The sequence below is a fragment of the Emticicia soli genome, from assembly GCF_037860775.1.
Classification (GTDB): domain Bacteria; phylum Bacteroidota; class Bacteroidia; order Cytophagales; family Spirosomataceae; genus Emticicia; species Emticicia soli.
Window position 1 is genome coordinate 24,082 of the sequence record NZ_JBBEWC010000004.1, and the last position, 26,875, is coordinate 50,956.

General features: G+C 38.7%; 23 protein-coding genes. 14 read left to right on the top strand and 9 right to left on the bottom strand.

Features of this window, described 5'->3' with window-relative positions; translation table 11 throughout:
• Position 1: 1 nt before the first annotated feature.
• The 6 genes from kdpA to WAE64_RS05885 all read right to left on the bottom strand — a co-directional run bounded on the left by kdpA (position 2) and on the right by WAE64_RS05885 (position 4,921).
• Entirely contained in the window at positions 2 to 1,702 is a 1,701-nt protein-coding gene (gene kdpA / locus WAE64_RS05860; protein WP_340235309.1) for a potassium-transporting ATPase subunit KdpA, read from the bottom strand.
• Between the two features lie 80 nt (positions 1,703 to 1,782).
• Entirely contained in the window at positions 1,783 to 1,860 is a 78-nt protein-coding gene (gene kdpF / locus WAE64_RS05865; RefSeq protein ID WP_340235714.1) for a K(+)-transporting ATPase subunit F, read from the bottom strand.
• A 356-nt stretch (positions 1,861 to 2,216) separates the two neighbouring features.
• Positions 2,217 to 3,563, bottom strand: a complete 1,347-nt coding sequence (locus tag WAE64_RS05870; protein ID WP_340235310.1) for a sigma-54-dependent transcriptional regulator — start codon at positions 3,561 to 3,563, stop codon at positions 2,217 to 2,219.
• Positions 3,564 to 3,624: 61 nt separating this feature from the next.
• On the bottom strand, positions 3,625 to 4,176 hold the full coding sequence (locus tag WAE64_RS05875) for a 3'-5' exonuclease (protein WP_340235311.1): 552 nt from the start codon (positions 4,174 to 4,176) through the stop codon (positions 3,625 to 3,627).
• Positions 4,177 to 4,189: 13 nt separating this feature from the next.
• The gene (locus WAE64_RS05880; RefSeq protein WP_340235312.1) at positions 4,190 to 4,402 is read right to left on the bottom strand and encodes a helix-turn-helix domain-containing protein; all 213 of its coding nucleotides are present in this window, start codon (positions 4,400 to 4,402) and stop codon (positions 4,190 to 4,192) included.
• A gap of 3 nt (positions 4,403 to 4,405) precedes the next feature.
• The gene (locus tag WAE64_RS05885) at positions 4,406 to 4,921 is read right to left on the bottom strand and encodes a hypothetical protein (protein ID WP_340235313.1); all 516 of its coding nucleotides are present in this window, start codon (positions 4,919 to 4,921) and stop codon (positions 4,406 to 4,408) included.
• 193 nt (positions 4,922 to 5,114) lie between these two features.
• On the opposite strand from WAE64_RS05885, the gene WAE64_RS05890 reads away from it, so the two are divergent.
• The 12 genes from WAE64_RS05890 (at position 5,115) to WAE64_RS05945 (ending at position 19,145) form a co-directional block, all read left to right on the top strand.
• Positions 5,115 to 5,633 (top strand): RNA polymerase sigma factor, encoded by a 519-nt coding sequence (locus tag WAE64_RS05890; protein WP_340235314.1) that lies wholly within the window; start codon positions 5,115 to 5,117, stop codon positions 5,631 to 5,633.
• Entirely contained in the window at positions 5,617 to 6,366 is a 750-nt protein-coding gene (locus WAE64_RS05895) for a HEAT repeat domain-containing protein (protein WP_340235315.1), read from the top strand. Before WAE64_RS05890 ends, WAE64_RS05895 begins: the two co-directional genes overlap by 17 nt.
• Positions 6,367 to 6,471: 105 nt before the next feature.
• Positions 6,472 to 7,248, top strand: coding sequence for a DUF4097 family beta strand repeat-containing protein (locus WAE64_RS05900; protein WP_340235316.1), 777 nt, complete (start codon positions 6,472 to 6,474; stop codon positions 7,246 to 7,248).
• Positions 7,249 to 7,270: 22 nt separating this feature from the next.
• Positions 7,271 to 7,981, top strand: coding sequence for a DUF4097 family beta strand repeat-containing protein (locus WAE64_RS05905; RefSeq protein WP_340235317.1), 711 nt, complete (start codon positions 7,271 to 7,273; stop codon positions 7,979 to 7,981).
• A 221-nt stretch (positions 7,982 to 8,202) separates the two neighbouring features.
• The gene (locus WAE64_RS05910; RefSeq protein ID WP_340235318.1) at positions 8,203 to 9,630 is read left to right on the top strand and encodes a serine hydrolase domain-containing protein; all 1,428 of its coding nucleotides are present in this window, start codon (positions 8,203 to 8,205) and stop codon (positions 9,628 to 9,630) included.
• Between the two features lie 197 nt (positions 9,631 to 9,827).
• The gene (locus tag WAE64_RS05915; RefSeq protein WP_340235319.1) at positions 9,828 to 10,481 is read left to right on the top strand and encodes a carbohydrate-binding protein; all 654 of its coding nucleotides are present in this window, start codon (positions 9,828 to 9,830) and stop codon (positions 10,479 to 10,481) included.
• A gap of 31 nt (positions 10,482 to 10,512) precedes the next feature.
• Entirely contained in the window at positions 10,513 to 10,803 is a 291-nt protein-coding gene (locus WAE64_RS05920) for a YciI family protein (RefSeq protein ID WP_340235320.1), read from the top strand.
• Positions 10,804 to 11,039: 236 nt separating this feature from the next.
• Entirely contained in the window at positions 11,040 to 14,195 is a 3,156-nt protein-coding gene (locus tag WAE64_RS05925) for a SusC/RagA family TonB-linked outer membrane protein (protein ID WP_340235321.1), read from the top strand.
• A 20-nt stretch (positions 14,196 to 14,215) separates the two neighbouring features.
• A complete protein-coding gene (locus WAE64_RS05930; RefSeq protein WP_340235322.1) occupies positions 14,216 to 15,658 on the top strand; it encodes a RagB/SusD family nutrient uptake outer membrane protein in 1,443 nt (480 codons plus the stop codon).
• A 118-nt stretch (positions 15,659 to 15,776) separates the two neighbouring features.
• Positions 15,777 to 16,418, top strand: a complete 642-nt coding sequence (locus tag WAE64_RS05935; protein ID WP_340235323.1) for a hypothetical protein — start codon at positions 15,777 to 15,779, stop codon at positions 16,416 to 16,418.
• A 380-nt stretch (positions 16,419 to 16,798) separates the two neighbouring features.
• Positions 16,799 to 17,497, top strand: coding sequence for a murein L,D-transpeptidase catalytic domain family protein (locus WAE64_RS05940; RefSeq protein ID WP_340235324.1), 699 nt, complete (start codon positions 16,799 to 16,801; stop codon positions 17,495 to 17,497).
• Positions 17,484 to 19,145: a L,D-transpeptidase family protein gene (locus WAE64_RS05945; RefSeq protein ID WP_340235325.1), complete on the top strand. Its 1,662-nt coding sequence runs from the start codon at positions 17,484 to 17,486 to the stop codon at positions 19,143 to 19,145. Before WAE64_RS05940 ends, WAE64_RS05945 begins: the two co-directional genes overlap by 14 nt.
• 8 nt (positions 19,146 to 19,153) lie before the next feature.
• Here WAE64_RS05945 and WAE64_RS05950 read toward each other — a convergent pair whose 3' ends face one another.
• The 3 genes from WAE64_RS05950 to WAE64_RS05960 all read right to left on the bottom strand — a co-directional run bounded on the left by WAE64_RS05950 (position 19,154) and on the right by WAE64_RS05960 (position 23,171).
• Positions 19,154 to 19,858, bottom strand: coding sequence for a hypothetical protein (locus WAE64_RS05950; protein WP_340235326.1), 705 nt, complete (start codon positions 19,856 to 19,858; stop codon positions 19,154 to 19,156).
• A gap of 107 nt (positions 19,859 to 19,965) precedes the next feature.
• Positions 19,966 to 20,544, bottom strand: coding sequence for a hypothetical protein (locus WAE64_RS05955; protein WP_340235327.1), 579 nt, complete (start codon positions 20,542 to 20,544; stop codon positions 19,966 to 19,968).
• Positions 20,545 to 20,717: 173 nt separating this feature from the next.
• Positions 20,718 to 23,171, bottom strand: coding sequence for a right-handed parallel beta-helix repeat-containing protein (locus tag WAE64_RS05960; RefSeq protein ID WP_340235328.1), 2,454 nt, complete (start codon positions 23,169 to 23,171; stop codon positions 20,718 to 20,720).
• Between the two features lie 311 nt (positions 23,172 to 23,482).
• On the opposite strand from WAE64_RS05960, the gene WAE64_RS05965 reads away from it, so the two are divergent.
• Both WAE64_RS05965 and WAE64_RS05970 read left to right on the top strand, forming a co-directional pair.
• Positions 23,483 to 24,337, top strand: a complete 855-nt coding sequence (locus WAE64_RS05965; protein WP_340235329.1) for an SMP-30/gluconolactonase/LRE family protein — start codon at positions 23,483 to 23,485, stop codon at positions 24,335 to 24,337.
• 41 nt (positions 24,338 to 24,378) lie between these two features.
• Positions 24,379 to 26,841, top strand: a complete 2,463-nt coding sequence (locus tag WAE64_RS05970) for a TonB-dependent receptor (RefSeq protein WP_340235330.1) — start codon at positions 24,379 to 24,381, stop codon at positions 26,839 to 26,841.
• Positions 26,842 to 26,875 lie beyond the last annotated feature (34 nt).

Consider the following 26,875-nt stretch of genomic DNA (forward strand, 5'->3'; position numbering starts at 1 on the left):
ATTAATACAATAAGAAATATTCAGAAATAGGCCCTAATGCCAAAGCAGGGAAGAAAGATAATGCCGCTACAATGGCAATTACTGCAAATATCATAAGGCCAAAGGTTGCAGTATCTGTTTTAAGTGTACCTGCGCTTTCGGGAATGTATTTTTTAGCAGCAAGGCTACCTGCAATAGCAACAGGACCAATGATAGGCAGGTATCTAGCCAACAGCATTACAATACCACAGGCAATGTTCCAGAATGGCGTATTGTCGCCCAGCCCTTCAAAACCACTGCCGTTATTAGCACTTGAAGAAGTAAACTCATAGAGCATTTCGCTAAAACCATGATGCCCCGGATTATTGAGCCAAGAAGCATAGGCTTCGGGATTATGTGCATATAAATAACTCGCTATGGCGGTTCCGGCAAGAATCAGTAAAGGGTGTAGCAAGGCAATAATCATGGCTATTTTCATTTCTTTTGCTTCTATTTTTTTACCCAGAAACTCAGGGGTACGGCCCACCATCAGGCCACTGATAAACACTGCCAGAATAATGAAAATGTAAAAGTTAAGAAAACCAACCCCTACCCCACCGTAAAAGCAGTTTATCATCATACCCAGCAGAGTGGTCATTCCCGAAAGGGGCGTAAGGCTATCGTGCATGGCATTTACCGAGCCATTGCTGGTACTGGTAGTATTAATTGCCCAATAGGCCGATGCCGCCGAGCCAAACCTAACTTCTTTACCCTCCATGCTGCCCATTTGCTGGGTAATAGCAAATTTTGCAATGGCTGGGTTTCCATTCATTTCGTTTATTACGGTTGGTATCAACAATAAGAAAAAACCGAAGGTCATTACCCCAAATATTGTCAAGGCCAGTTTTCTTCTTTTCAATACATAACCTAGCGCAAATACCAATGCCATCGGAATTAAGACAATTGAAATAGTCTCAACCATGTTGGTAAAGTAATTCGGATTTTCTAGCGGGTGTGTAGAGTTAGGGCCATAGAACCCTCCACCATTAGTACCTAATTGCTTAATGGCTACAAAGGCAGCCACAGGCCCACGGCTTACCTGTACGGTATCTCCTTGCAGATTGGTAATGGTATCTTTACCCTCAAAGGTCATAGGTGTGCCATTGAAAACCAATAATAGCGAAACTATCAATGCCAATGGGAACAATACCCTTGTGCATGAGCGCACAAAAAGAAAGTAAAAATTGCCAAGTTTTTGGCTTGTTTTTTCTTTCATGGCTATAAAAACAACAGCAGCTATGGCTATACCACAACCTGCACTAATAAACTGCCAGAGCATTAAGCTCAACTGGCCAAGATAAGATAATGCCGATTCGCCTGAGTAGTGTTGCAGGTTTGTGTTTGTAATAAAGCTTACAGCAGTATTAAATGCCAAATCACCACTCATTGATGGGTTTTGGTCAGGATTTAATGGCAACCAGCTCATGTTTGTAAGTACAAACATTGCTACCAGAAACCAGAAAAAGTTTATTGAAAGCAGTGCAACAAGGTGCTGTTTCCAATTCATTTCAACTGTGGGATTTACACCGCCAAGTTTATAAAAAAGGGTATCAAGTGGGTTAAAGATTTTATCTAACCACGTTCTTTCGTTAGTAAAGATTTTGCCAATGTATCGGCCTAGTGGTATTGCGAACAACACCAGCAGGGCATACATTAATACAATTCCAAAAATTTCTGTGTTCATAATTTGTTTTTATTTGAATTTTAAGCCGATTCGTTTAGAAGTAAATGCCCTTAGCTTTTTACTTCTTTCTGTTGTGTCTGTCAGAATTTCTCAGGCTTGATAAGTACGTAGCACATATAGCCAAATACTCCGATTGCGATAATGAATAATGCTGTCATACTTTGTCAAAAAATTTGATTGATAAAAAAAATAGCGCAAAAAGCACTGCGCCTGAGATTGTGAGTAAAATTGCCATTGCTTATCCGTTTAATGTTCTGTAAATAATTCCGACTACGGCAATTGTGCCATAAAACACTGCTAGCAATTGCCAGGGCTTAGTATGTCTGATGAGCTTGTATTTCCAGTTTTCCATTTGAAAAAATATTGATATGCCAATAGATATACAATTGATGAACCAAGGAATTGAAACACGGCGAGAAGTACTGATAGACAGATAGTTAAAGTTTTCAGCAAAATCAGGGCAATAAAAAACCCTTTCATTTTGAAAGGGTCTAGACTATCGTTTTGAAAGGGTTTATTTTATCTGGTATTCGTCTAATTTGCGGTAGAGAGTAGTAAGTGCAATATTCAGCAGCTTTGCGGTTTCTGTTTTATTGCCATTGGTGTAGTTGAGTACCTTCTGAATATGAATTTTCTCAGCACTAGCCAAATCAAAGGCTGATAAGATTTTTTCTTTGGTAGCACTTGTATTAATATGCTGTAATTCTACTGGTAAGCTATCAACTGTGAGCTCGGTGTCGTCAGTAAGAATAACGCTTCTTTCAATAATGTTTTTTAGCTCTCTGATATTCCCTTTCCACGAATGTTGTTTCAGGGCTTCCAGATAAGGCTTTGAAATAGCCGTAATTTTTTTGTTGGTTTTGTGGGCAAACGTATACAGAAAATACGTTGCCAGTTCTTCTATGTCTACAATCCGCTCACGTAATGGCGGCAATGAAATCTGAAAAACAGCAATGCGGTAAAACAAATCTTCTCTGAAATTACCCGCTTCTACCTCTCTTTGCAGATTTCTGTTTGTGGCCGCCACAATGCGCACATTTACTTTGGTTGCTTTGCTGTCGCCCACTTTCAAGAACTCGCCTGTTTCAAGCACCCTTAATAATTTGGCTTGTAGGTCAAGGGGCATTTCGCCGATTTCGTCCAGAAAAACTGTGCCGTTATTGGCTTCTTCAAAAATGCCTTTGGTATCTTTTATTGCTCCTGTAAAAGCACCTGCTTTGTGCCCAAACAATTCGTTTTCGAGCAATTCTTTGCTAAATGCCGAGCAGTTTACAGCCACAAAACTATGCTTGTTTCTTGGGCTTGCGTTATGAATAGCCTGCGCAAATACTTCTTTACCTGTGCCGGTTTCGCCTGTGAGCAAAACGCTTGCCTCGCTGGCTGCCACTTTTTTTGCGGCTTCAATAGAAGTGTTAATAATTTTCGACTTGCCTATAATACTCTCAAAGGAGTGCTTTTTGCCCAATTGCTTTTCCAATTGCGCTACACGTTTTGCGAGCAGTACCTTTTCAGAGGCTTTATTGAGCAGCGGAATTATCTTGTTGTTATCGTCTCCTTTAGTTATATAATCAAAGGCTCCGTTTTTTATGGCCTGTACTCCGTCAGGAATATTACCATAAGCCGTAAGCAAAATAATTTCGGTAGCCGGATATTTCTCTTTTATAATTCTGGCGGTTTCAACACCACTGCCATCAGGCAGCTTTACATCACATATCACAACGTCAATATCAATTGTTTCTAGTTTTTTCAAACCACTGCGTATATCGCCTGCCTGCCATACCTCAAAACCTTCCAAGCTGATAATCTTAGAAAGCAAGGTTCTGATTTTCTCTTCGTCGTCTATAATTAATACTTTACTCACTTTACAAGCTTCTGATTATAAAATTGGTTTAATGATTTTTGGCTGATTGAAGTGGTAATCTTTATTCTCTTCTCGCTTTAAAATTCCACTTATCGAAAAGTTTGAGAAATATTTTGGCTATGTTCTTGGCATCATCGATACCTCTGTGATGCGTGCCTTCTAATACAATTTTCTCTTTTTTGAGGGCATTTTTCATACCCATCGAGCGAGTCTGCCTGATTTTGGCATATTGATGCTTAAGGCTGATATGTGCTTCAAGCCAAGCGGTATCTAAGCCATGAAGCTCACAATCGTTTTTAAATTGTACTCTATCATAAAAACCCCACGAACAAAGCAGGTATTCGTCGCCAAAGCTTAATATCCAGTTTTGAAATTCTTCTAATACAACAGGGAATAGCTGCGCACTATCTACCTGTTCTTGCGTAATAGATGTTAGTTCTGTGCAAAAGTCTGATAGAATAGCGTGAACACTAGGCTTAACGAACTTGCTAAACTCACCGATTAGTTGTTTTTCTTCATTTATACAAACAGCCCCTATTTCTATAATTTCGTTGGGCATTTTATCTCTTCTTTCCCAACAGGTAGCTTCTAAGTCAACTATTATGTATTTCATACAAATATAAATTTTACTCTTCCTCCTCCACATACTCCAACACATCACCTGGTTGGCAATTGAGTACTTTGCAGATAGCTTCGAGGGTATCGAAACGAATACCCTTGGCTTTACCTGTTTTTAAGATAGATAAATTAACAGTCGTAATTCCGATTTTTTCTGCCAACTCTTTACTTTGCATCTTGCGTTTGGCAAGCATCACATCTACATTTATAATAATTGGCATATCTCAAATAAATAAATCTTGTTCGTTCTGAAGCTGTAAACCCTGTTTAAAAATGGCTGCAAAAAAGTAGGCAAAGATACCCAATATAAAATGCAAGATAATTAAAATAACAGCTATGTCATCTACTTCGGCAAAAATACTGGCCAATACCACCGCCAAACCAGGTAGAAAAAGATTAGATAAATAGAATAACCTTAACTGCTTAATACCATACTGCGAAAACAATCGGGGCTGAAAAAACACCTTAAAAATATTGCTCGCCAACAAAAAGAACAAACCATAGAGCCCCAATACCAACAGAAATTCGAATATGATATAAGGCATATTATAGTCGCCGTTCAGAAATGCCGTTTGTGTAAAAGGATATAATACCTGAAAGTATTTCTGATTCTCCCTAAAAACCAAGGACCAGCCCGTTAGTAAACAGAAAAGCGAATAAAAAGTAGTACCTAAATAAAGGAAGGCCAGAAGCCGGGTTATGTAAAAAAGAATTTTAGAAATAATTTTTACCTTATTCATCTGAAAGTTTTTTAATATCATGTAAAAATAAACTATAATTATCACAAAACAATAATTAATTTATCTTTTACAATTATTTCAGAGTTAATTATTGTATTATTTTGGTGTTTAAATCTGCTAATTTTGCTATTCTTCAAAAAAACTTTACAAACTTTTGTAATGACTTTCGGTCTCAGTCGTCTATGTAATTGAAATGGATTTAAAGATATTTACACAATCGGTTCTTCAGCACCAAGCCCGTTTGTTTCGGGTAGCAAAGCTGTTTCTTCGAAATACCGAAGAAGCCGAAGACACCGTTCAGGAAATATTTTTAAGACTATGGGATAAAAGACAACAACTCGAGGCATACCAGAGCGTAGAAGCACTGGCAGTACAAATGACCAAAAACCTTTGTCTTGATAAACTAAAGTCTCATGCATACAACCATACAAGTACGGGCTTAGAGACGGTAGAAGTAAGTACAACAACTTACACCCCACATGAGCAGGCAGAGTTAACAGATAGTAACGAATTATTGAAAAAAATCATCGATAATTTGCCCGAGCTTCAGAAAACGATTTTGCACTTAAGAGATGTAGAAGAGTATTCGTTTGAAGAAATTGAACAGGTAACCGGACAGACCATTAATAATATAAGAGTCATATTGTCGAGAGCCAGAAAAAGTGTGAGAGATAGTTATTTAAAAACAAACAATTATGTTTCAGGAAATTGAAAAATTACTGGAGAAATATTACGAAGGTGAAACCACACTCCAGGAAGAAAAGTATATCAAAGAGTTTTTTAGTAAGGGTGATGTACCACAACATTTACAGCACCACGTAGCCGAGTTTGGTCATTATATACAGGCAGCACAAGAAACGCCTTCAAGAAATCTGAACGAAGCTGTGCTTAGTAAAATAGAAAAAAGAGGCAGAATTATTCAGTTCAAGGCTTTGGGTTTAAGAATAGCAGCGGGTGTAGCATTAGTAATAGGAAGTTTTGCGGCAGGTTATTATTACAATAATAATGAAGCAAATTTAGCAATAACTGAAAGTACGCCAGCCTCAACCATGAAGCAAACTTTGCAATTTGAGCAGGTAAACTACACATCGGCTAGCGAAAGAATTGATGCGGTTAACCAGAGTTTAAAACTGCAAGAGCTAGACAAAGAGCTGATACAACTTTTAATTAATACGCTGAATTTCGACGATAACGTGAATGTCCGCCTAGCTGCTTGCCAGGCATTGGCTCGTTTCGAAAATGAGCCTTCGGTAAGAGAAGGATTAATTCAATCGCTCAAAATTCAGACAGACCCGAATATCCAGATAACACTTATCGAACTACTGGTATTGATGAAAGAAAAACGAGCTTCGGATACAATGAAGCAGCTTTCGCAAGACAAAGAAGTGATGGATGTTGTGCGCATGAAAGCGCAAGAGGGAGCGGCAACGCTAATTACCTTATAAACAGTAAACAATTAACAAAAAACAGGTTTCTGAAGAAATGTAAGGCCTTATTCTTTGGTAATCTTATTAAACAATCAATTCAGAATTATTTAAAAGCAAATTACAATGAAAAAAAATATGTTCGTATTCGCCTGCTTGTTTCTAAGTGCTATCTATACACAGGCACAAGAGTTTAAATACAAAGTAGCCAACAACAAAGATAGCAAAATAGCCATAGAGCTAGAGGCCGAAAGTATTAAGATAGAAGGCCACGCCGGAGACGAGATAATCATAAAAGGCGGCAACACAGAGCCCGCACCTGAGCAAGCCAAAGGGCTAAAGCCACTCTATAATACTAATGTAGACAACACAGGGCTTGGGCTATCAGTAGTGTCAGAAGGTGGTGCAGTGAAAATAGAAAAGGCTTCAAGAAAGAATTTCAGATACACTATTCTTGTACCTAACAAGGCGAGCATATCATTCGTGCAGTCAAACTGGCAAGGTTCTCCTATCAGTTTCAGTAATATCGAAGGCGACATGGAAATAAAAACCAACAATGCCGACATGAAACTAAACAACGTAACAGGGCCAATTGTAGCAAATAGTATCAGTGGTAACTTCTCGGCTGTTTTTTCTTCACTGAGCCAGTCAAAACCATGTGCTGTTTCTTTAGTAAGTGGTGAAATAGACGTAACACTTCCTACTAATGCTAAAGCTACCTTGTCGATGAAATCGGTTACAGGTGAAATATACTCTGACCTGGACTTAAACCTTAAAGGTGGTAAAGATGGTCTGCCAAAAGTAGGTGGTGGGCACAATATCACGGGTAATCTTAACGGTGGCGGCATAACGGTTCAGCTAAACACCGTGAGCGGTAACCTCTACGTTCGCAAGTCAAAATAACAACCTTCTCTTATATAAAATTATGAAAAAGCTAACATTATTACTCTTACTGGCTTTAGGCCACTGCATTGCCTATGCCCAAAATCAAAAAATAATCGAGAAGCGCCTGCCCTTCTCAAACAAACAGACGGTAAGTCTTAATCTCAGATTCGCCAACGATATTAAAGTACAATACTGGGACAAAGCCGAGGTTTATGTAAAAATCAGCGCCGAAATCAATTCTGGTAAACTTAACGATGCTTTAGTGGTAACAACGAATAACACAGCACAAGATCTCAGTTTAAAAATTGATTTCGACAACGAAATGCTAAAAAAAGGCCGCCCGGAAGACTGTCCTGATAGCAAAGAAGCACGTCGCTCATCATGGAGCAACAACGGACAAGAATACTACGTTTGCAGCACTATCAACTACGAGGTGTTTTTACCAAAACAAGCCGAAGTAAGCTTGGAAACTATAAATGGCAATATCTGGATAAACAGTGTAGCCGGAAACCTCAATGCTAAAACCATCAGTGGCTTTGTAGAACTCAACTGGCCAAAAGGCAAAGGCGGTAACATAGGCATGAAAACCATCACAGGCGAAGTGTACTCAGACCTTGACATTGCCTTTACAACCAAAAGACAGAAAAACCCGATAGTTGGCTATCTGCTTGAAGGCAAAGTTTACGGCGGTGGCCCGGAAGTACATCTTGAATCAATCAGCAACAATGTTTATGTAAGAAATAAAAACTAAGTAAAAATTTAATTTTAATTGAAGTTTCAGTATTGGCAACTTTGTACAGTCAGATGGCTTGCAAGGTTGTCAAACTTTTATAGTATCCTACTTCGAGCGTTAGCCCTACACAATTGAGCCGCATCAGAAGAAAAAATTTGGAGGCTTAAATTTTCTTTACTTATGTAAATGAATTATAGGGTCGTTTGTGCGTTATTTTGCAAAAAACATTCGTGCTTCCTATGATAAAGAAATTGACATTCATCTTTTTGGCTTACTTCACTTTTGCCTTTGGCAATGCTTATGCGCAAACACCTGATACATTCTCAAGAATAAATCAGTTTATTGAACAGAATATCGAAAAAAGCCATATTCCCGGCTTGTCTATCGCCATTGTTGATAAAAACAAGGTTCTTTTCTCGAAAGGCTACGGAAAAGACGGCAACAACAGAGCCATTAGTAGCAATTCGCCTTTTGCCATTGCTTCACTGAGCAAGGCGTTTACGGCAATGGCTGTGATGCAATTGGTAGAAGCCGGAAAACTGAATCTTGATTCTCCGGTTAAAGAATACATACCTTCATTTAAAGTGGCTGATAGCCGTGCCGACCAGATTACGGTCAGGCAGTTTTTGAATCAAACCAGCGGTTTGTCAGACATGGTTTATCCTGAGCTCACATTCAAGCAGCAACCTGCTTCTACAGAAAACACGATTGAAAACCTGAAAGATGTTGAGCTAGCCGGAAACCCGGGCGAAAAATTTCATTACCATAACCCTAATTACCACGTGGCCGCTCGTTTGGTTGAAGTAGCAAGTCATGAGAGGTTTTCAGGTTATTTAAAGAAGCACATTTTTACTCCGCTTCAAATGACACACAGTAGTAATCATCATAGCACACTTGAATTCCGCAAGAATTTACCACAAGGCAATATATTTTTGTTTGGCCAACCCTTAGCAATCGACGAACCAAACTGGTTTATTGAAGGCTCAGCTGGTATGGTTTCTACTACTTCTGATTTAGCCAAATGGCTGATGATGTATATGAACAAGGGCACATATAATGGCCAAAAACTATTGAGCGAACAAGGTATAGAAACAATGCTTACAAAGCCTGCCAATAGCTCTTATGGCTTAGGATGGTTTGTTGATGAACAAAAGAACATTTCTCACAGCGGCGTATTATGGACATACCAAGCCGAACAAATGATTCTGACCAAGGAAGGCTATGGCATAGTAATTCTTTTTAATAGTGGTATCAATGCCTTTCAGGATTATCATTCTTTTCTTCAGGGCGTAGCCGAGATTCTTACTAACCAAGAGCCTACTTTTCCCTTTTTGCCCAATTCTTTTTACGAAATGCTACTGTTTGCCTTTATAATCATTACTTTGGGCCTTACAGTTATGCGATTCCGCAACCTGCGTATGTGGGCAATTAAACACAAAGCAAAGCCAAGTTGGGTTGTTATTAGCAAAAGCATCGTCAGGCTAATCCCAATAGCACTGTTTGTATCAGCTCCAAGCATATTGGCCTTAATCTCACAAAGAGCTTTAAGTTGGGAACGAATTTTTCTGATGGTACCAAGTGGCATGATATGGCTGGGGGTAGTAGGTATCTGTAATCTGTTAATTGTAGCTGCCAGAATTATACAATTAAACAAACGGCTCTTCTAAATAATTATATCGATAATACTATATATTTAATAAGAGCCTGACCATTAATAAATCATCAAGAAACGCCAATAGCCTTGCATTTGTAAGGCTATTGCCTTTAGTTGTATTGGTAAAATAATTATTGGGCAGCCACGATAGATGTAAGTAGAAAATTGCGGTAATTTGCAATTGCAACAAATTTTCGCATTCGATAAAAAATGAAACTCTATCTATCTCTTGTTATCTCAATAGTGCTTTTGGCTTGTACACAAAAACAGGTTCCGCATAGTGCAGGACAAGCATGGCAGAATAAAATTCAGCAGATTCCGGGAAAAATTGAATGTGAATTTTATAACCAAGGTGGCGAGGGTATTGCCTACCATGATACAGATAGTTTAAATAACGGCAGCGGTAAGCTAAACCCTGCAAATGGAAGCTATCTGAACGAATTTAGAATGAACGAAGGGGTAGACATTTCTTACACAAAGGCCAACGATATTGACAATACAAAGTACAATAAAGTTATGCCTGAGCTAAATAAATTATATGTTGGCTGGACAGAAAACAGCGAATGGATAAAATATTACGTCAATGTAAATGAAACGGGTATTTATACTGTCGGGTTGATGTACACAGCTAACGGCGATGGGGCTATCTCACTTGATATTGATGGCAAACCGATAGCCGAAAACTTAAAAGTTGTTTCAACCAACGATCCTAACGAACCTGTTGCCTGGCGACAATGGCATCACTGGAATAAGGCCGAGAACCTGGCAGAAGTAAAACTAAAAAAAGGGATTCATACGCTCACTTTGCATACAGTGGCACATGGCAACATGAATTATGATTACCTTGAATTCAGAAAAAAATAAACAAACTAACCCTGAACTAAACGTATAACTGATGAATCAGTACGTAATTATTGCCAGAGATGGCACAGATGAACAAGCCATTGACAGACGAATGGCTGCCCGCCCTACTCATCTGGAAGGTGTAAAAAACTTGAAAGACAATAATCAATACATATCAGGAGGCGCTATACTTGACGATAGCGGAAAAATGATTGGCTCTGTTATGATACTTCAATTTGAGACCGACCAAGAAATGCAGGCATGGTATAACAGTGATTCTTATATTACGCAAAATGTATGGCAAACCATTGAGATTAAATCTTTTAGAGTTGCCAATGTATAATTATTCTAATTTGTTATATAAATTTTAATAAAATATTAAGTCTATAAAAAAACCCAAAATGTCGACAATTATAGACGCCTTATCCACAAATAAGGCAAAATACTCTAATATTAATAACCCTTTGTTTACATGATTTTATTGTTAATTTTTTTTTTAATCAGTTTTTAATAATTTTACAGTCCAATTTTTTTTGTGTCTTACTTTTTAATAAACAAACTAAACAAACCTACAAACACATGAGAAAACAATTATTACTTCTCTTCATGCTGGGGATTATCTTTACTGGGTGGCAGGCGTCTGCGCAAGAAAGGACAATTTCTGGAAAGGTAACGGCTTCAGAGGATGGTTCACCGCTTCCAGGGGTGAGTGTTACGGTAAAAGGAACTAAACAAGGAACACAAACAGATGCTTCCGGCGTTTACAAAATCAGTGCTTCGGGTAATGCAACTTTAATTTTCAGTTTCATCGGTACAATCACACAAGAAGTAGCGATAGGAACTCGTACAATCGTTGATGTTCAGTTGGCTTCTGATAGCAAACAATTGAGCGAAGTTGTTGTTGTAGGTTACGGTACACAAAAAAGAACAGAGTTTACAGGTGCGGCATCAACAGTAAAAGCAACTGCTATTGCTGAGCGCCCTGTACAAAGTTTCTCACAAGGTTTAACAGGTCAGGCCTCAGGTGTGAACATTACACAACCTAACGGTCTATTAAATAACCCTCCTGTTATTCGTGTGCGTGGTCTTAGCTCACTTTCATTGAGCTCTTTCCCATTAGTAGTAGTTGATGGTATACCTATTACAACAGGTGACGTTTCTTCTAACGCAACTACCAACAACCCACTTGGTGATATTAACCCTGCCGACATCGAGTCAATCGACATCTTGAAAGATGCTGCTTCTGCGGCTATCTACGGTTCTCGTGCTGCTGCCGGGGTATTATTGATCACTACTAAACGTGGTAAATCAGGCAAAACAAAGGTAACTGTTGATAGCTGGGCTGGTATCAGCAACGCTGTTCGTTTACCAGATGTGTTAAACGCACAACAATACATGGACCACAAAAATGGTGCAATTGCTAACGCATTGGCGATTAACCCAAATGCGGTTGCTCCATCTCAAAGAAATGACCAAAACAAGTCTTTCTTACCAAATTATGATTCAAATGGTAATTTGATTGACACAGATTGGTACAAAGAAGTATATCGTACAGGCTTCTCACAAAACCATAATATCACTTTACTAGGTGGTACAGAAAAAACCAACTACTATTTCTCAGCTGGTTTATCTGACCAAAATGGTTTCTTACAAGCTAACAGCTTCCAACGTCGTTCTGGTCGTTTGAATATCGATCACCAGGCAACAAACTGGTTGAAATTGAATGCTAACTTCAACTATACAAACAGTATGAACAAATCACCTAACAGTGGTTCGTATAGTGGTGGTGCGTTTGCTACTTCAGGTTTAGGACGTATTGCAGTAGCGCAGGTTCCTAACTTGCCTGCATACAACGAAGATGGTTCATATAATATCGAAAACAACACAGTAGGTCGTAAAAACAACTTATTACCTGCACAGTTCCCTAATGCTGCTGTTTTGAGAGACTTAGATAAAAATACATCAGAAACAGCTCGTTTGATTGCTAACTTAGGTGCTGAAATCAAATTATATGAAGGTCTGACTTTCAAAACTACTTACTCTTGGGATAGAAGAAATACAGAAAACATTCGTTTCTGGAACCCATACAATGGTGATGGTTGGGCTGCTCTTGGTGATGCTTATAACCAAAGTGTACGTGCTGACAACTGGAACTGGATCAATACTTTACAGTATTTGAAAACTTTCGGCGAAAAACATAACTTGTCATTGGTAGCTGGTTCTGATGTTCAGAAAAGAAGAACTACTTCTTGGGGTGCAGTACGTCAAGGTTTGGCTGACTTTTTCTTTAAAGATTTCCAAGGAAACTTCGGCACTAACCTAGCTGGTGGTAACGGTATCTCTCAAGTAGCTTATGAAGCTTACTTAGGTAGTATCAGCTATAACTACGCTAACAAATACTTCATCAGCGGTAACTATCGTCGTGATGGTAACTCTGCTCTTGCTGCTGAGAACCGTTGGGGTGACTTCGGTGGGGTATCTGCTGGTTGGACAGTTTCAGAAGAAGAATTCTTTAAAAACTCAGGTATTGGCAACAAAATCTCATCTTTACGTTTAAAAGCTAGCTGGGGTAAAGTAGGTAATGGTAACGTAAACAACGCTTATGGTTCATACTCAACATTCGGTTCTAGCCTATATGGTACATCTGCCACTTTGGCATTTAACCAAGCAGGTAACAAAGATTTGAAATGGGAAACAAGTGAGCAAACAAACGTTGGTTTAGATGTAAGCTTCCTTAACGACCGTGTTACTTTTGAAGCAAACTGGTATAACAAAAACATCAACAATTTGATTTTGGAAGTACCACAAGCACCATCAAAAGGTATCCCAAATAACTCAATTCTTGCTAACGTTGGTTCAATGTATAACAGAGGTTGGGAGTTCTCAGTAAACGCTGTTCCTGTTAATAAAGGAGGTTTCACTTGGTCAACCAATATCAACTTCTCTACCAACAAAAACATGGTTACAGCACTTGTTGATGACAACACACCTATCTTGACTAACACTTCAGGCCTAGAGGCTACAAGTATCACTAAAGTTGGTTACTCTGCGGCACAAGTTTATGGTGTAATCACACAAGGTGTTAACCCTGAGAATGGTCGTCGTATCTTCTTGACTCGTGATGGCAGACAAGTACAATATATGCACTTTGGCGGCCCTAACGCATGGACATTCTTGGATGGAACACCAACTGTTTCACCATCTAACCAACAACAAATCTTAGGGAATACACTTCCTACATGGTACGGTGGTTTCAACAATACTTTGAAATATAAAGGATTTGATTTAGGAATTAACTTTACTTTCTCTGGTGGTAACTACATTTATAACGGTAGCAAAGCCGGTTTAAGAGACCAACGTGTTTGGAATAACTCAGTAGATGTATTGAACTCTTGGAAACAACCAGGCGACATTACTGATGTTCCTAAAGCAGTATACGGTGATAACATCTCAAACGGTTCATCATTCCTTATCTCTGAAAATCTTGAAAAAGGAGACTTCTTACGTTTACAAACAGCTACTTTAGGTTACCGTGTACCAGGTTCATTTGGTAAAACAGGTATCACTGCTTTGAGAGTTTATGTACAGGTTAACAACGCCTTCATATTAACTAAATATACTGGTGTTGACCCTGAAATCTCAACCAACGGAGACTCTAACCTTGCTTCTGGTATTGAGCGTAACTCAATTCCTCAAGGTAGACAATTCACAGCTGGTCTTAACTTAAGTTTCTAATTTTTAAAGACATTGAATTTATGAAAATATTAACTAAAAAAATAGGAATTCTATCACTAGCCCTGACGATGAGTCTTTCTTCTTGCAAAGAAGATTTCTTGCAAGCTATTCCAGAACTTGACCTGTCAGATGCTACTGTATTCTCAACTCCGGCTCGTGTTGAGTCGCAAGTAATTGGTTTATATGGATCTGCTAAAGCTGGTTCACTTTTCGGTGGTCGTTATTTGATTTACAACGATATCCGTGCAGAAGAGTTTGTTAACCGTACCACTAACTCGGTAACAGGTTATTCTACATACCAAGGTAACCAAGACCCATCAGATACATACATTGCAGGTTTCTGGAATCAAGGCTATTTAACTATCAACAGAATCAACTTGTTTCTTGAGGGCTTAGCCGCTAATCCAAATGCAGTTAGCGCAACTCAAGCTGCTAGCTACGCTGGTGAAGCTAAATTCTTGAGAGCACTTACCTACTTCTCTCTTGTACAATTCTTTGCAAAACCTTATGCACTAGATAATGGTGCGTCTCCGGGTTTACCATTAAGATTAAAAGGAGAAACTACTTCGGCAAACAATAGCTTGCCAAGAAGCACAGTAGCTCAGGTATACGAACAAGTATTAAAAGACTTGAACGAAGCTGAGGCTGGTTTGCCTGATACTTATGGTACTCCATTATTACGTACTACAAGAGCCCACAAAAACACGGCAATTGCTTTAAAAACCCGTGTATTGTTAGCGAAAAAAGATTATGCTGGCGTAATTTCAGAAGCAAACAAAATTGTTTCTGCTAGTGCTCCATTCAAATCGCCAAACAGAGTAGCTCATGAGCTTCAAGCAGATGTAGTTTCTGTATTCAGAGCTCCTTATACAACTTCTGAATCTATTCTTTCATTCCCAATGGCTGAAACAAATGCCCCTGGTACTCAAAATCAGTTAGGTTATTATTTCAACGCCGGTAACGTAGAATACTTCATTAACACTGGCCCTACTGGTATTTACTCGAACCCTCAATTCAGAGCTACTGATGATCGTAAGGCTAAATTGATGGTTGCTAGTACTGCAGTAGCTGCATTCCCATCAAGCACTAAATTCAGTGGGGTATCTCCTTATATCGATTTCGTACCAAACATTCGTTATGCTGAGGTATTGTTGAACCTTGCTGAGGCTGAGGCTGAGGCTGGTAGCCAAGACCGTGCACTAGCAATCCTGAACGCTGTTCACCGCCGTTCTGATGCTGGTTACGATTTCGGTACGCTTGACAAAGCAGGTTTAATAAAAGCTATCTTAACTGAAAGACGTATTGAATTATTTGCTGAAGGTTTCAGAACAAACGACATCGTTAGAAGAGCAGAACCTATCAACTCTTTTGGTGCTGGTGCGTTGATTCAACCAACAGAAACAAGATATATCTTTGGAATTCCGTTATCAGAAACCCAAACCAACCCTGGTATTGGTAACTAATAACGCTTAGTTCTTTAATTTATTTAATGGGTTGTCTTTTTATACAAGGCAACCCATTTTGTTTAGCGTATGTTTAACTATTAAACCTAATTCTAGTATTAACTTTATGAAAAAAACTATGAAATTCTCTGCAAAAATCTTTATTGCCGGTTGTATGACATGGGCTTCGGCGCAAGCCCAATTATCATTACCAAGCGACCAGATAGGAGGCCCACCAATGGGTAGCCAGAACTATGTAAACATAAAAGGCTCGCCATACTTGCTCGAAACTTGGGAGAAAGGAAGTGTTACGATGGCATCAGGGCAAAAATTTGAAGGCATTGAACTGATGTTCGATCAGGTAGCTAATCAAATACTCTTTAAAGATTCAAAAGGTGAAGTGAAAGCGTTTAATCAGCCTATACTTTCTTTTATTATTGGTGAAGGAGCAAAACAACATACGTTTGCCAAAGGTGCTGATGGAATTTTCTACGAAAACCTGGTAAATGGCAAGACTCCTCTGTGGAAAAAAAATCATAAAACCCTGATTGATGAAAAACCTTATGGCTCTGCTACTGTACAAAGAAACGTATTAAACAACAACACTTATTATGTAGGTGAGCTAAGTAAACTTACTAAAATAAAGAACGATAAAAAGTCGGTTATTCAGGTATTATCTGACAAAGCTTCTGAGATTGAAGAGTACATAAAAGCCGAAAAACTAAACCCGAAAACAGAAAGCGATTTGGCTAGAATATTTGTTTATTATAATGGTTTGTAATATTTGATTCAGATATTTTTAATAGAAAATTGCCTGTATACGTGCGTTATAGAGGCAATTTTGTTTTATCCATGTTAATTGCCCTCTAAAGTCATTTATTAGCTAAAATGACAAGGAAATAGAAAGGAAAAATGGCAAAAAAGACTATATTCGTATATAGATTTGGTTTTAGAAAGCACTATAGAGCGTGGAACTGTTTTAAAAATGTGGCTGTTTTTCTTACTCCGTTCAATAATGCTCATTAGGTTCATTACACTTTTCTGGTTTTATCAAAACTAACACATTACCCAAAGCAAATAAATTACTTTTGATAAAATGTTTGTACCGAACAAGGCGTTAAAGAATCTGGATTAATTAATTATTAACCTAATTATTACATTATGTTCAATTTCTTTCAGCAGATTTATTTCCTGATTGCCCTAAGCTTTGCACTACCCTCAACAAGTACAATTATTTCAAAAAAAGCAAATCACGAAAACATCGCAGGCAAGAATATAGTTTCTATGAATAGTGCCGTGCAGACACTCTATAACGATTGCCAACTGAGTGGTGTAGTAAATTTTGAAACCTTCCGGAAATCGATGGAAGGCTACGAAAAATATCAGCCCAAGAAATCGATTCTTACAATAGTTGATTTCAATTTACCATCAACCCAAGAAAGGTTTTTTGTGATAGATATACTTCAGAAAAAACTTTTGTTCTCGTCGTTAGTGGCGCATGGGCAGAAATCGGGTGATAACATGGCCAATTATTTTTCAAACACCATGGAATCGCATCAGAGTAGTCTGGGTTTTTACACTGTTGGCCAGATAATCCAAAGCCCTAAACATGGCATGGCTTTGTTACTGGCAGGTTTGCAAAAAGGCATTAATGATAATGCCCGCCGCCGTGAAATTATTATTCATGGGGCAAATTATGTAAGCACCGAGTTTATAAAAAAATTTGGTAGATTAGGCCGCAGCTTTGGTTGTCCTGCTTTACCAAACGAACTGATACCGCAAGTTGTACCTGTAATTGCCGATGGCAGTTTATTATATATACATAGAGAAAATCCACACATAGCTTATGCTAAAAAGTAAAAAGTTTGTCGCTGTTGCCTGCATTATTTTAACGCTAGCCGTATGTATAATCGGCTGCAATAAAAAGAAAAAATCACGTAGAAGTACCCTGCCTGACTCGAGTATTTATTCGTCTGAGAATTTTACTGACATAATGCTAGATAGTACACTTGTCAATAATTTTTTCGGAAGTTTTAGTGCCGAAGATACAGTGAAACAAGAAGTGAAAGAGTTTTATGCACGGCGGGCTTATCAATCGGCCTGGTTTAATAAAAACGGCATGAACCATGCAGCACAAAATTTTTATAGTCAGCTAAAAAACTACGAATATGACTTTGCTGACAGCAGCCTGAGAAATGTTGAGATGGATAACCTGCTCGCCAGCGCCGAAAACGATGAGAAGGACTTTATGAAAAGGAATGTTGAGGTTCAACGCCTAGAACTTTTACTCACTACTACTTTCTTTAATTATGCTATAAAGGCTTATGGCGGCATTACTAAAAATCCGCTCGATTTAGAGTGGTTTATTCCTCGTAAAAAGAAAAATTATCAATCATTACTAGATTCACTCGTATCTCTGGATAAAGGTGAAAAGGTACGAGAGCCCGTAAATCAGTACTATATACGCCTGAAAGATAAACTTAGGATTTATAGAAATATTGAAAAAAAGGGAGGCTGGCCAAAAATTATTACGGCTAAGAAACAGTTGGCTGTTGGCGATAGAGATTCAAGTATTTTATTAGCCAAGCAAAACCTGTTTTTAACAGGCGATTTCAAGCTGCGAGATACAAGCATGACCTTTACTGACTCATTAAAAAGCGCTGTAATGCGTTTTCAGCGACGTATGGGCTTAAAAGATAATGGCAGCATTGATGTAGCAACGCTAAAAGAGATGAATCAGCCGGTTGAATACCGTATAAAACAGATTATGTTGAATATGGAACGCCTAAGATGGGTACCGGAAGAACTGGAAAAAGACCATTTGCTGATTAACGTTCCTGAATACATATTACACGTTTTTGAAAACGGCAAGCAGGTATGGGCTATGAATGTAGTGGTGGGTAAAACAGCCTCACAAACAACCATATTTAAAGGTAACCTCTCGCAGCTAGTGCTGAACCCATACTGGAACATACCACCAAGTATTATACGTAACGAGATATTACCGCAACTTAAACGTGGAACGGGGTATCTGAGTCGTAATAATATGGAAGTATTATCGGGCAATAAAGTTATCGACCCATCAAGTGTAGATTGGGGTGCTTATAGTAAAAATGTACCTTATACAATCAGACAAAGGCCGGGTAGAAACAATTCGCTAGGCAAAATGAAGTTTTTGTTTCCTAATAGTTTTAATATTTATCTGCACGATACCCCATCTAAAGGGCATTTTGCCGATTCAAAAAGGGCTTTTAGTCACGGCTGTATTCGTTTATCAGACCCTAAAAAGTTAGCACTTTACCTGCTCAGAAATAATGCAGAATGGACACCCGACAAAGTAGATGAATTGTTAAAAACCGATAATGAAAAATTCATAAAAATAAGCCCTCCCCTAGCTGTTTATATTGTGTATTTTACAGCTTGGGTTGACAGCAAAGGTGAAATAAACTTCAGAAATGATTTGTATGGACTTGATGCTAAACTTTCGGCTGAGATATTCGGGCAGTAGCGCAAAGGCTAATTCAGATTAAGACCAAAAGCTATACCTAACCAAGGTTTGGACTCATAAATCCAAACCTTTTTGTTTTTATCCAAAAGGTTATCTATCCCCACAGATATACCCAAAGTAAAATTATTAATAGCCAGAATTCCGGCAATCCCTTTGTTCCATACCACTCCATCGTATTCTTGACTAACACGATTGAAAGTATTTGTAGAGTTCATATCGGTACTACCCAAACCATTGAATATACCCCATGAAAACCCATAATGTGTAAGGCTACGCACCGAGCGATTAAGGAAGTCGGGCTTGTAGCTTACTACATATTTGTCTATTCTATAACCCACATAAACGGCACCATTTAAAGTTGTATTCAACTGTGGAGGCACATCATGGCGGGCAAAACGATATTTCAACGGGATTGTCAGGAAGTCAACGTCGAAGCTATGTTTAGAGAAAAAACTCTTCTCCATACTTTTATCCTTTATTTGTTCGGGATACAAATCTATTATTCTTAAAGTATCAATATTTAGCTTACCGCTCGACAACTTTGTAGAATGAATACGCAAAACATCTTCTTCTATATCAACATATACTTTTCTGGCTAGATTATCTATTTTTTGTAGATATAAGCCATCGACCAAAGCTGTTTTAGGAGTTGGCCGTATCACGCTGCAACTCGTAATTATAAAGCCTGAAAGTAAAAATAGAAGTTTTTGCATATGAAGATTTTGCTCAAATATACAACTAAAAACAGAAAAGCCCTGAAATTGAAAATTCAATCGCAGGGCTTAACCACTCCTTCCATATCTAAATTCACACTATTTATCTAATTCAGAAATTCTTTGTCTCTATCGCTACCGACAGGAGAATTTTCACGGATTTCGTTGTATCCTCTGTTATCAGTAACATTTCCCTCCTCCGATTTTCGGATACTTTCTTCACGGCCTTCGCGTGCTTCTCTCAAATCAGCTTCTTTCTCTTTTATTTTTTCTTGGCGCTCTTCCTCTTCCTTTTGCTGAATCTCTTGTGCTTCTTCACCCTTCTCTTCTCTATCATCTTCGTTACCAATTGATGATGAAGAGCTTATCGATGAACCATAATATTTAGGTTGCTCAACCTGAGGATGTTCTTTCTTACCCGGATAATTGACTTCATCAGGTGATTGATCCGGAACAATATCCGGCGCAGTTGGCGGGTTCAGTTCGCTTCTTAATGGCGGGCTATCTGAGCCTTCTCCTCTATCATCTATATCAGCCAAACGCTCATTTATTACCTCTTGTTCTTTCTCGGCTGTACGTTCTGGTTCTAACATTGGGCCATCCCATGTTTTCTCTGGTTGTGATTTGTTTGTTTCAGTTGCTTTCTCACCACCTTGGTTATAAAAGCTAGTATCTTGTTCTTTCATTGTGTGTCATGTTTTATGTAGCATAAGTTAAAAATACCATGCCATAAAGTGTAAATACAGAATATTGAGAAAGAACATACTCAGATTGTGGAATGTACTAAAACAACACAATGCATTGCAAAATCTGGTTCGCACTTATTTAGCAATTGTTACAACAGTAAAAATCAGAAAAACTATTCCTTAATAGAAACTAAGGGTAATGCTTGATTAACATTGATTTTAACCTTAGCCTGATTACGTATTATAAAAAAAGTATGTGCTCTTGTAGATACATTCTTAGCAAGATACTCTTTCAGGTGTTGAATATTACTAATTTTCTGCTCACCGACAGTTTGAATCAAATCACCATTCAAAAACCCAATTTTTAATGCTAGTTGATTATTGCTAATATTGGTTAAAGCCACCCCAATTTCATCATACCCCACGCCATAGGCAGACAACTCTTCTCCTTTAGGTTCTTTTAAGGTAGCACCCAGCCATTGGTAAGTGCTTCCTACTTTTTGGCTGATAAACTCGTCTTGAATATTTATGTCCGGAATCTCGGGAGTTTTGGCAATAGCTTTTAAAGCTGCCTTAGTAACACCAAAGTTTGTCAGTGAGAAATTCTTAAATCCTAACTTCAATACCAGAGAATGGGGTTCTACGCTGAAATCTCCTTTTGGAGCATCAACAAATAGTGGGTTGCCATTAAGCGAATGCATATCAGAACCGTTGATAGCATATCGGCTCCGGTTTTCACTGTCAGAAACGAAGAAATTATAGTCTAATTCTTTACCCCACTTTCCATCTTCTGCAATAGATTTGTTCATCAAAGCTGGGCGATAAGCCATAAATACAATATTATTTTTGAATACATCGCCACTATTCTGATACCACACATGCGGATGTAAACTATTATTGATAATAATATTGTTAGTAGCAATTCTATCGTATCCCTCACGCATTTTCAGCCCCCCTCTCAGCAACAGATTATCATAGATTCTATATTGTGTTGAGCCGTCGTCAAGGTCAATGTCCCACCCGTGGTCACAACGCCAGCGGTTGTTGCGCAGAATATTAGGCCCTAACATATCCCAGAAAGGCATAGTTGAGTCTTTGGCTACTTCGGGCACTGTCTCGTTGATTTCTGGAGTCCAGAAGCGGTCACGCCCCCATGAATTAAAGCTACCATGATCGCCGGTTTCAAGCACAGTGTTAAATACATCGTTATTTTCGATGATATGCCCACCGAAGGTTCCTTCATTGATATTTATACCTGCCCTTGGAACATCATAAATAGAGCAATGATTAACCCTGATTTTATGCGACATTGAAATATGAACAGGCGCCGTTTGTTTTTCATCACGTCCTGTCATGGTAATCAGGCAATCTTCTACCAGACAATCCTCCGGAAAATTATCGCCTTTCGGACCTCGAGTTCTATCAAGCCCTTTAAAATCCTGATTGCCATATCTGAATAAAGGATTCCGAACCGTAGCAGGATCACCAACAAAAGCGATTCCGTTTGCTCCACTATGATGGATATAACAGCCCCGAATGCTTATTCTCCGATTATAGTTATTCACAAAGATGGTATTTCCGCCTACTTGGTCAAATTCACAATCACTTATGCTGCAATCTTCTGCGCCATTATATACAACGGCCCCACCCCGATATACCGTCCAGTCAGAGCGTAATAGTGGCTCTTTGTTATCCATAAATGTGCGAGTGGTATGCCTAAACACAAATCCGCTCAGATTCACGTGCTGAACTGGCGCTTGTTTTGAGCCGTTTAGCTCTATTAAGTGCCTCAACCTTACTATTTCGACCTTTGCAGTTTTAAGGTTAATGTTGGGTGCAGGCATATAATAAATAGTTTGCTCGTCTGCGTTGTAAAACCATTCTCCCGCTGTATCCAGTTCTTCAAAAATATTCTCTACCATTTGGTAAAGCGGATGCATAGCCGATGGGCGGTTATTCTGCCAGCCACCTTCATATTGCAAACTACCATCAGTATTTTTGCCTGTAATCAGCCAATGCATATCGCCCCATAGTGCATTGTGCATAGCATGAATGTACCCGCCCTTTGGGTCTTTCCAAGTCGCAATTCTTTGTTGAGTTAAAGGATTACTTGCCGTGTCAGGCACTGTATTATGACTAAGCTCCCAGGTATCGAAAACATTCTTACCAGCAATAGCATTAGGAAACCTTGCCATCCGTTGGCGTTTCCCATTTATATAGAGTTGATCTATCTCTACTTGTATGGGCACCCGTGCTTTGTAAATACCCCTTTGCCAAGGTTGCCAGTTTAATTTCAAAAGGCTCCCACCACTTATAACGGCTTTGCCTTCGTGTTCGGCTTTATAAGTAATTTTGGCGCCTGCTGTTTTACTATCGGCGGTGGTAAACTTTATCGTTTCAGGCAGGTAATAAATACCATCAGCAAAAATCACTTCTACCGATTGACTTGAAGGCGTTTTACGGGCTAATTCTTGCGCTTTTGCAAAGGTTTTTACAGGGTTCTGCTTTGTTCCAGCATATTTATCGTTGCCAACAAGCGAAACATAGATAGTTTGTGCAGTACCTGTAAAAGTGTACAGAAAAAAAGCACTGCCAATTGTAAAGGTACTGAATAGGTGTTTTTTCATAGCGCTTAAGTCAATAGAATAGATGTGTAAAGGTATTGTTTTATTTAATGAAAACTAATCGGCGAGTTTTGAATTAACGCACAAACTGTTTAAAATCAGTTTCTTTATCGCTTATCGATGCCCTCAAATAATCTAATTAAAACTTACTTGGTTTATAAGCCTCTCTTTTCGGGCTGCTTGATAGATTGGTCGATTTAAAAGAATAGGAAGTCTATTTTATTAATAGGTTGTTTGTCTGGCAGCTAAAAAATTCGTAATATTCAAGTTCTTATCAGCTCAATTTCAAACGTCTATTTAACCTCTGTCTATTTATGAAAACTTTATTCACCTCTTTCTGCCTTTGTTGTGCGCTAAGCATTACAGCAATGGCTCAAACGCCTACATTAACCCAAGTATGGGAAACTGACACCACTCTTACCACGCCAGAGTCTGTATTGTTTGATACTAAAAACAACGTGTTGTATGTGTCGTGTATCAATGGCAAATCTGTACCCGAAAATCAGGAAAGTTTTATAGCCAAAATAAGCTTAGATGGCAAGATTCAACAAAGAATCTTTGTAAATGGCCTTAATGCCATAAAAGGTATGGGTATTATTGGTAACAAGCTTTATGCTGCAGGTTTCTTTGCAATAGTTGAAATTGATTTAGCTACGGGCAGAGTAGTAAATAAATATAATGTACCTGATGCCAAAATGTTGAATGACATAACTATTGACGACAAAAACAAAACATTGTACGTAACAGATATGCGTGCCAATAGTGTCTGGAAATTGCAAGATGGCAAATTAGAAAAAATACTTGAAGGTAGCCCACTTAAAAACCCTAATGGTTTATTCTACGAAAACGGCAAATTACTCATTGGCAACGGCGAAGGTATTTTGTATGCCTACGATACCAAAACAAAAGACCTTAGCAAATTTGCAGAAGGAATGGGTAACGAGAAAAGCGGTATTGACGGTATTGAGTCAGACGGTAAAAAAGGATATTTTACAAGCGAATGGAGAGGGAGAATATGGCATGTAAGCCCTCAAGGCAAACCTAGCTTATTGCTAGACACTATCGATAAACCGATGAATACTGCCGATTTTGAGTATGTTTCAAGCAAAAAACTATTGATTGTGCCTACTTTTTTGAGAAACAAAGTAGTAGCTTATAAAGTAAACTAATCCATCCCATATTCAGCCTATACTCTATTTTAACCTTTGAAATGAAAATTTTTACAAAAAGTACCTCTCTATTTTCAACAAATAGCGTTCTATCATTTATTATTTATTTAAGTATTAGTTTAGTATTTACCAACATTGCAGTTGCTCAGAATACCGGAAAATTAAAACTTAAAGGCAAAATAATAGATGCCCAGTCAAGCGCTCCGCTAGCTTTTGCGAGTGTTAAACTGTTTAAATTACCCGATAGCTCGTTTGTTATAGGTAACATAACAAACGAAACCGGAGATTTTTTGATTGATGCTCCTGCCGGCACCTATTATGCCTTGCTAGAATCTATTGGCTATAAAACTACTAAAAGCCTTACATTCTCGCTAACGCCAGATACCGCTCCCTATGATTTAGGCACCTTAAAAGTGGCTGCATCAAGCAAGATATTGGAAGAGGTAGAAGTGAGAGCCGAAAAAAGCTCAATGGAAATGAGCCTCGACAAACGGGTGTTTAATGTAGGCAAAGACCTGGCTAATGCTGGCGGTACGGCCGTTGATATTCTTACCAATGTGCCATCAGTATCGGTTGATATTGATGGAAACGTGAGCCTAAGAGGTAGCAGTAACGTGAGGATTTTAGTTGATGGCAAACCCTCTGGGCTTGTGAGTATCAAAGGCGGTAGCGGTCTACAACAATTGCAAGGAAGCAGTATTGAGCGCATCGAAATTATCACCAATCCATCGGCACGCTATGAGGCTGAGGGAATGAGCGGTGTTATCAACATCATTCTCAAAAAAGAGCGTAAAGAAGGCTTTAATGGTTCGTTTGATGTAATCACAGGCTACCCAACTAACCTTGGTTTGGCTGCCAATGTTAACTATCGTCGTAAAAACCTTAATTTCTTTGTAAATTATACAGCTTCGTATCGTAATACTCCGGGCAGAAACTCTCAGTATCAGGAGGTCTATAAAGGCGATTCTACCATTATTACACAACAAAACTCAACCAGTAGCTTAAAAGGGCAGAATAATAGCGCAAGAGCAGGGATAGATTATTTTTTTAACGAAAATAATGTATTAACAGGCTCTTACTTATGGAGAATCAGTAAAGGGAAACGTTTTTCGGACATCAGATACCGAGATTTTCTGAATAATCTGAACAACCCGACAGGTATCACTAACCGTACGCAAGACGAAACCGAGACCGAGCCAAACTCAGAGTACGCCATTACATACAAACGTAAGTTTGAAAGAAAAGGCCATGAACTTTCGGCTGACGTACGTTATCTGGACAACTGGGAAGATTCAGACCAGTATTACAATCAGGCAACTTTCCGACCTGATGGTAGTGCTTCTGATATTCCGCCTCAGCTACAACGCTCTGTAAACTACGAAACCGAAAAGCAATTGTTGTTTCAAGTAGATTACACCCAACCATTTGGTAAAGATGGCAAGTTTGAACTAGGTGCCAGAAGTAGCTCAAGAGACATGACCAACGATTTCTCGTTGACACAAAGAGGTGAGGACGGAGTATGGTTTCCGATTGCAGGCTTTACTAATGATTTCTTATACGAAGAAAATATTCATGCAGCCTATGGGATTTTAGGCAATAAAGTAAGTAAATTTTCATATCAGCTAGGTGTACGTGCCGAGTGGACTGACGTAAGCACTACGCTTAGAAAAACTAACGATGTGAACCCTCGTAAGTATAACAACTTGTTTCCAAGTGCACATATAACGTATGAATTGCCAAAACAGAACTCAATTCAAATCAGCTATAGCCGTCGTATCCGCCGCCCGACTTATAATGATTTGAGCCCTTTTTCAACGTTCAGCGATAGCCGTAACTTCTGGAGTGGAAACCCTGATTTGAACCCCGAATTTACTGATGTATATGAGGCTGGTCATATCAAATATTTTGAAAACGGCTCTATCAGCTCTAGTTTGTATTATCGATTCACAGATGGTAAAATTGTTCGTATCAGAACAGTAGACACAGACGGTAACTCTTTCACCCGCCCAGAAAATCTGGCAACCGAAAACTCGTTTGGTTATGAACTTACTACGGCTTTATCGCCTTATAAATGGTGGAAATTAGATGCCAGTTTTAACTTTTTCCGTGCTATTATCAATGGTTCTAACTTTGATGCAAGCCTGAAAAGTGATACTTATAGCTGGTTTACACGCTTAACCTCACGCTTTACACTCTGGAAAAATACCGATTTTCAGGTTAGGGGCAATTATGAAGCACCACAACAAACCCCACAAGGGCGCCGTAAGGCCATTGCCGTAATGGATTTGGCAGTGAGCAGAGATATTCTGAAAAACAACGCAACACTTACCCTTAATGTAAGTGATGTTTTCAATTCAAGAATTTACCGCTCTATTACCGAAGGGCCAAACTTCTTTACCGAAGGCCGTGGGCAAGGTCGCTTAAGACAAGTAAACTTAACATTTAACTATCGTTTGCATCAGGCCAAGAAGAAAAACAAAGAGCCTGTTGATGGAGATTTTTGATAGAAACTTATAAGAAGAATAGTTTTTGAGCCAC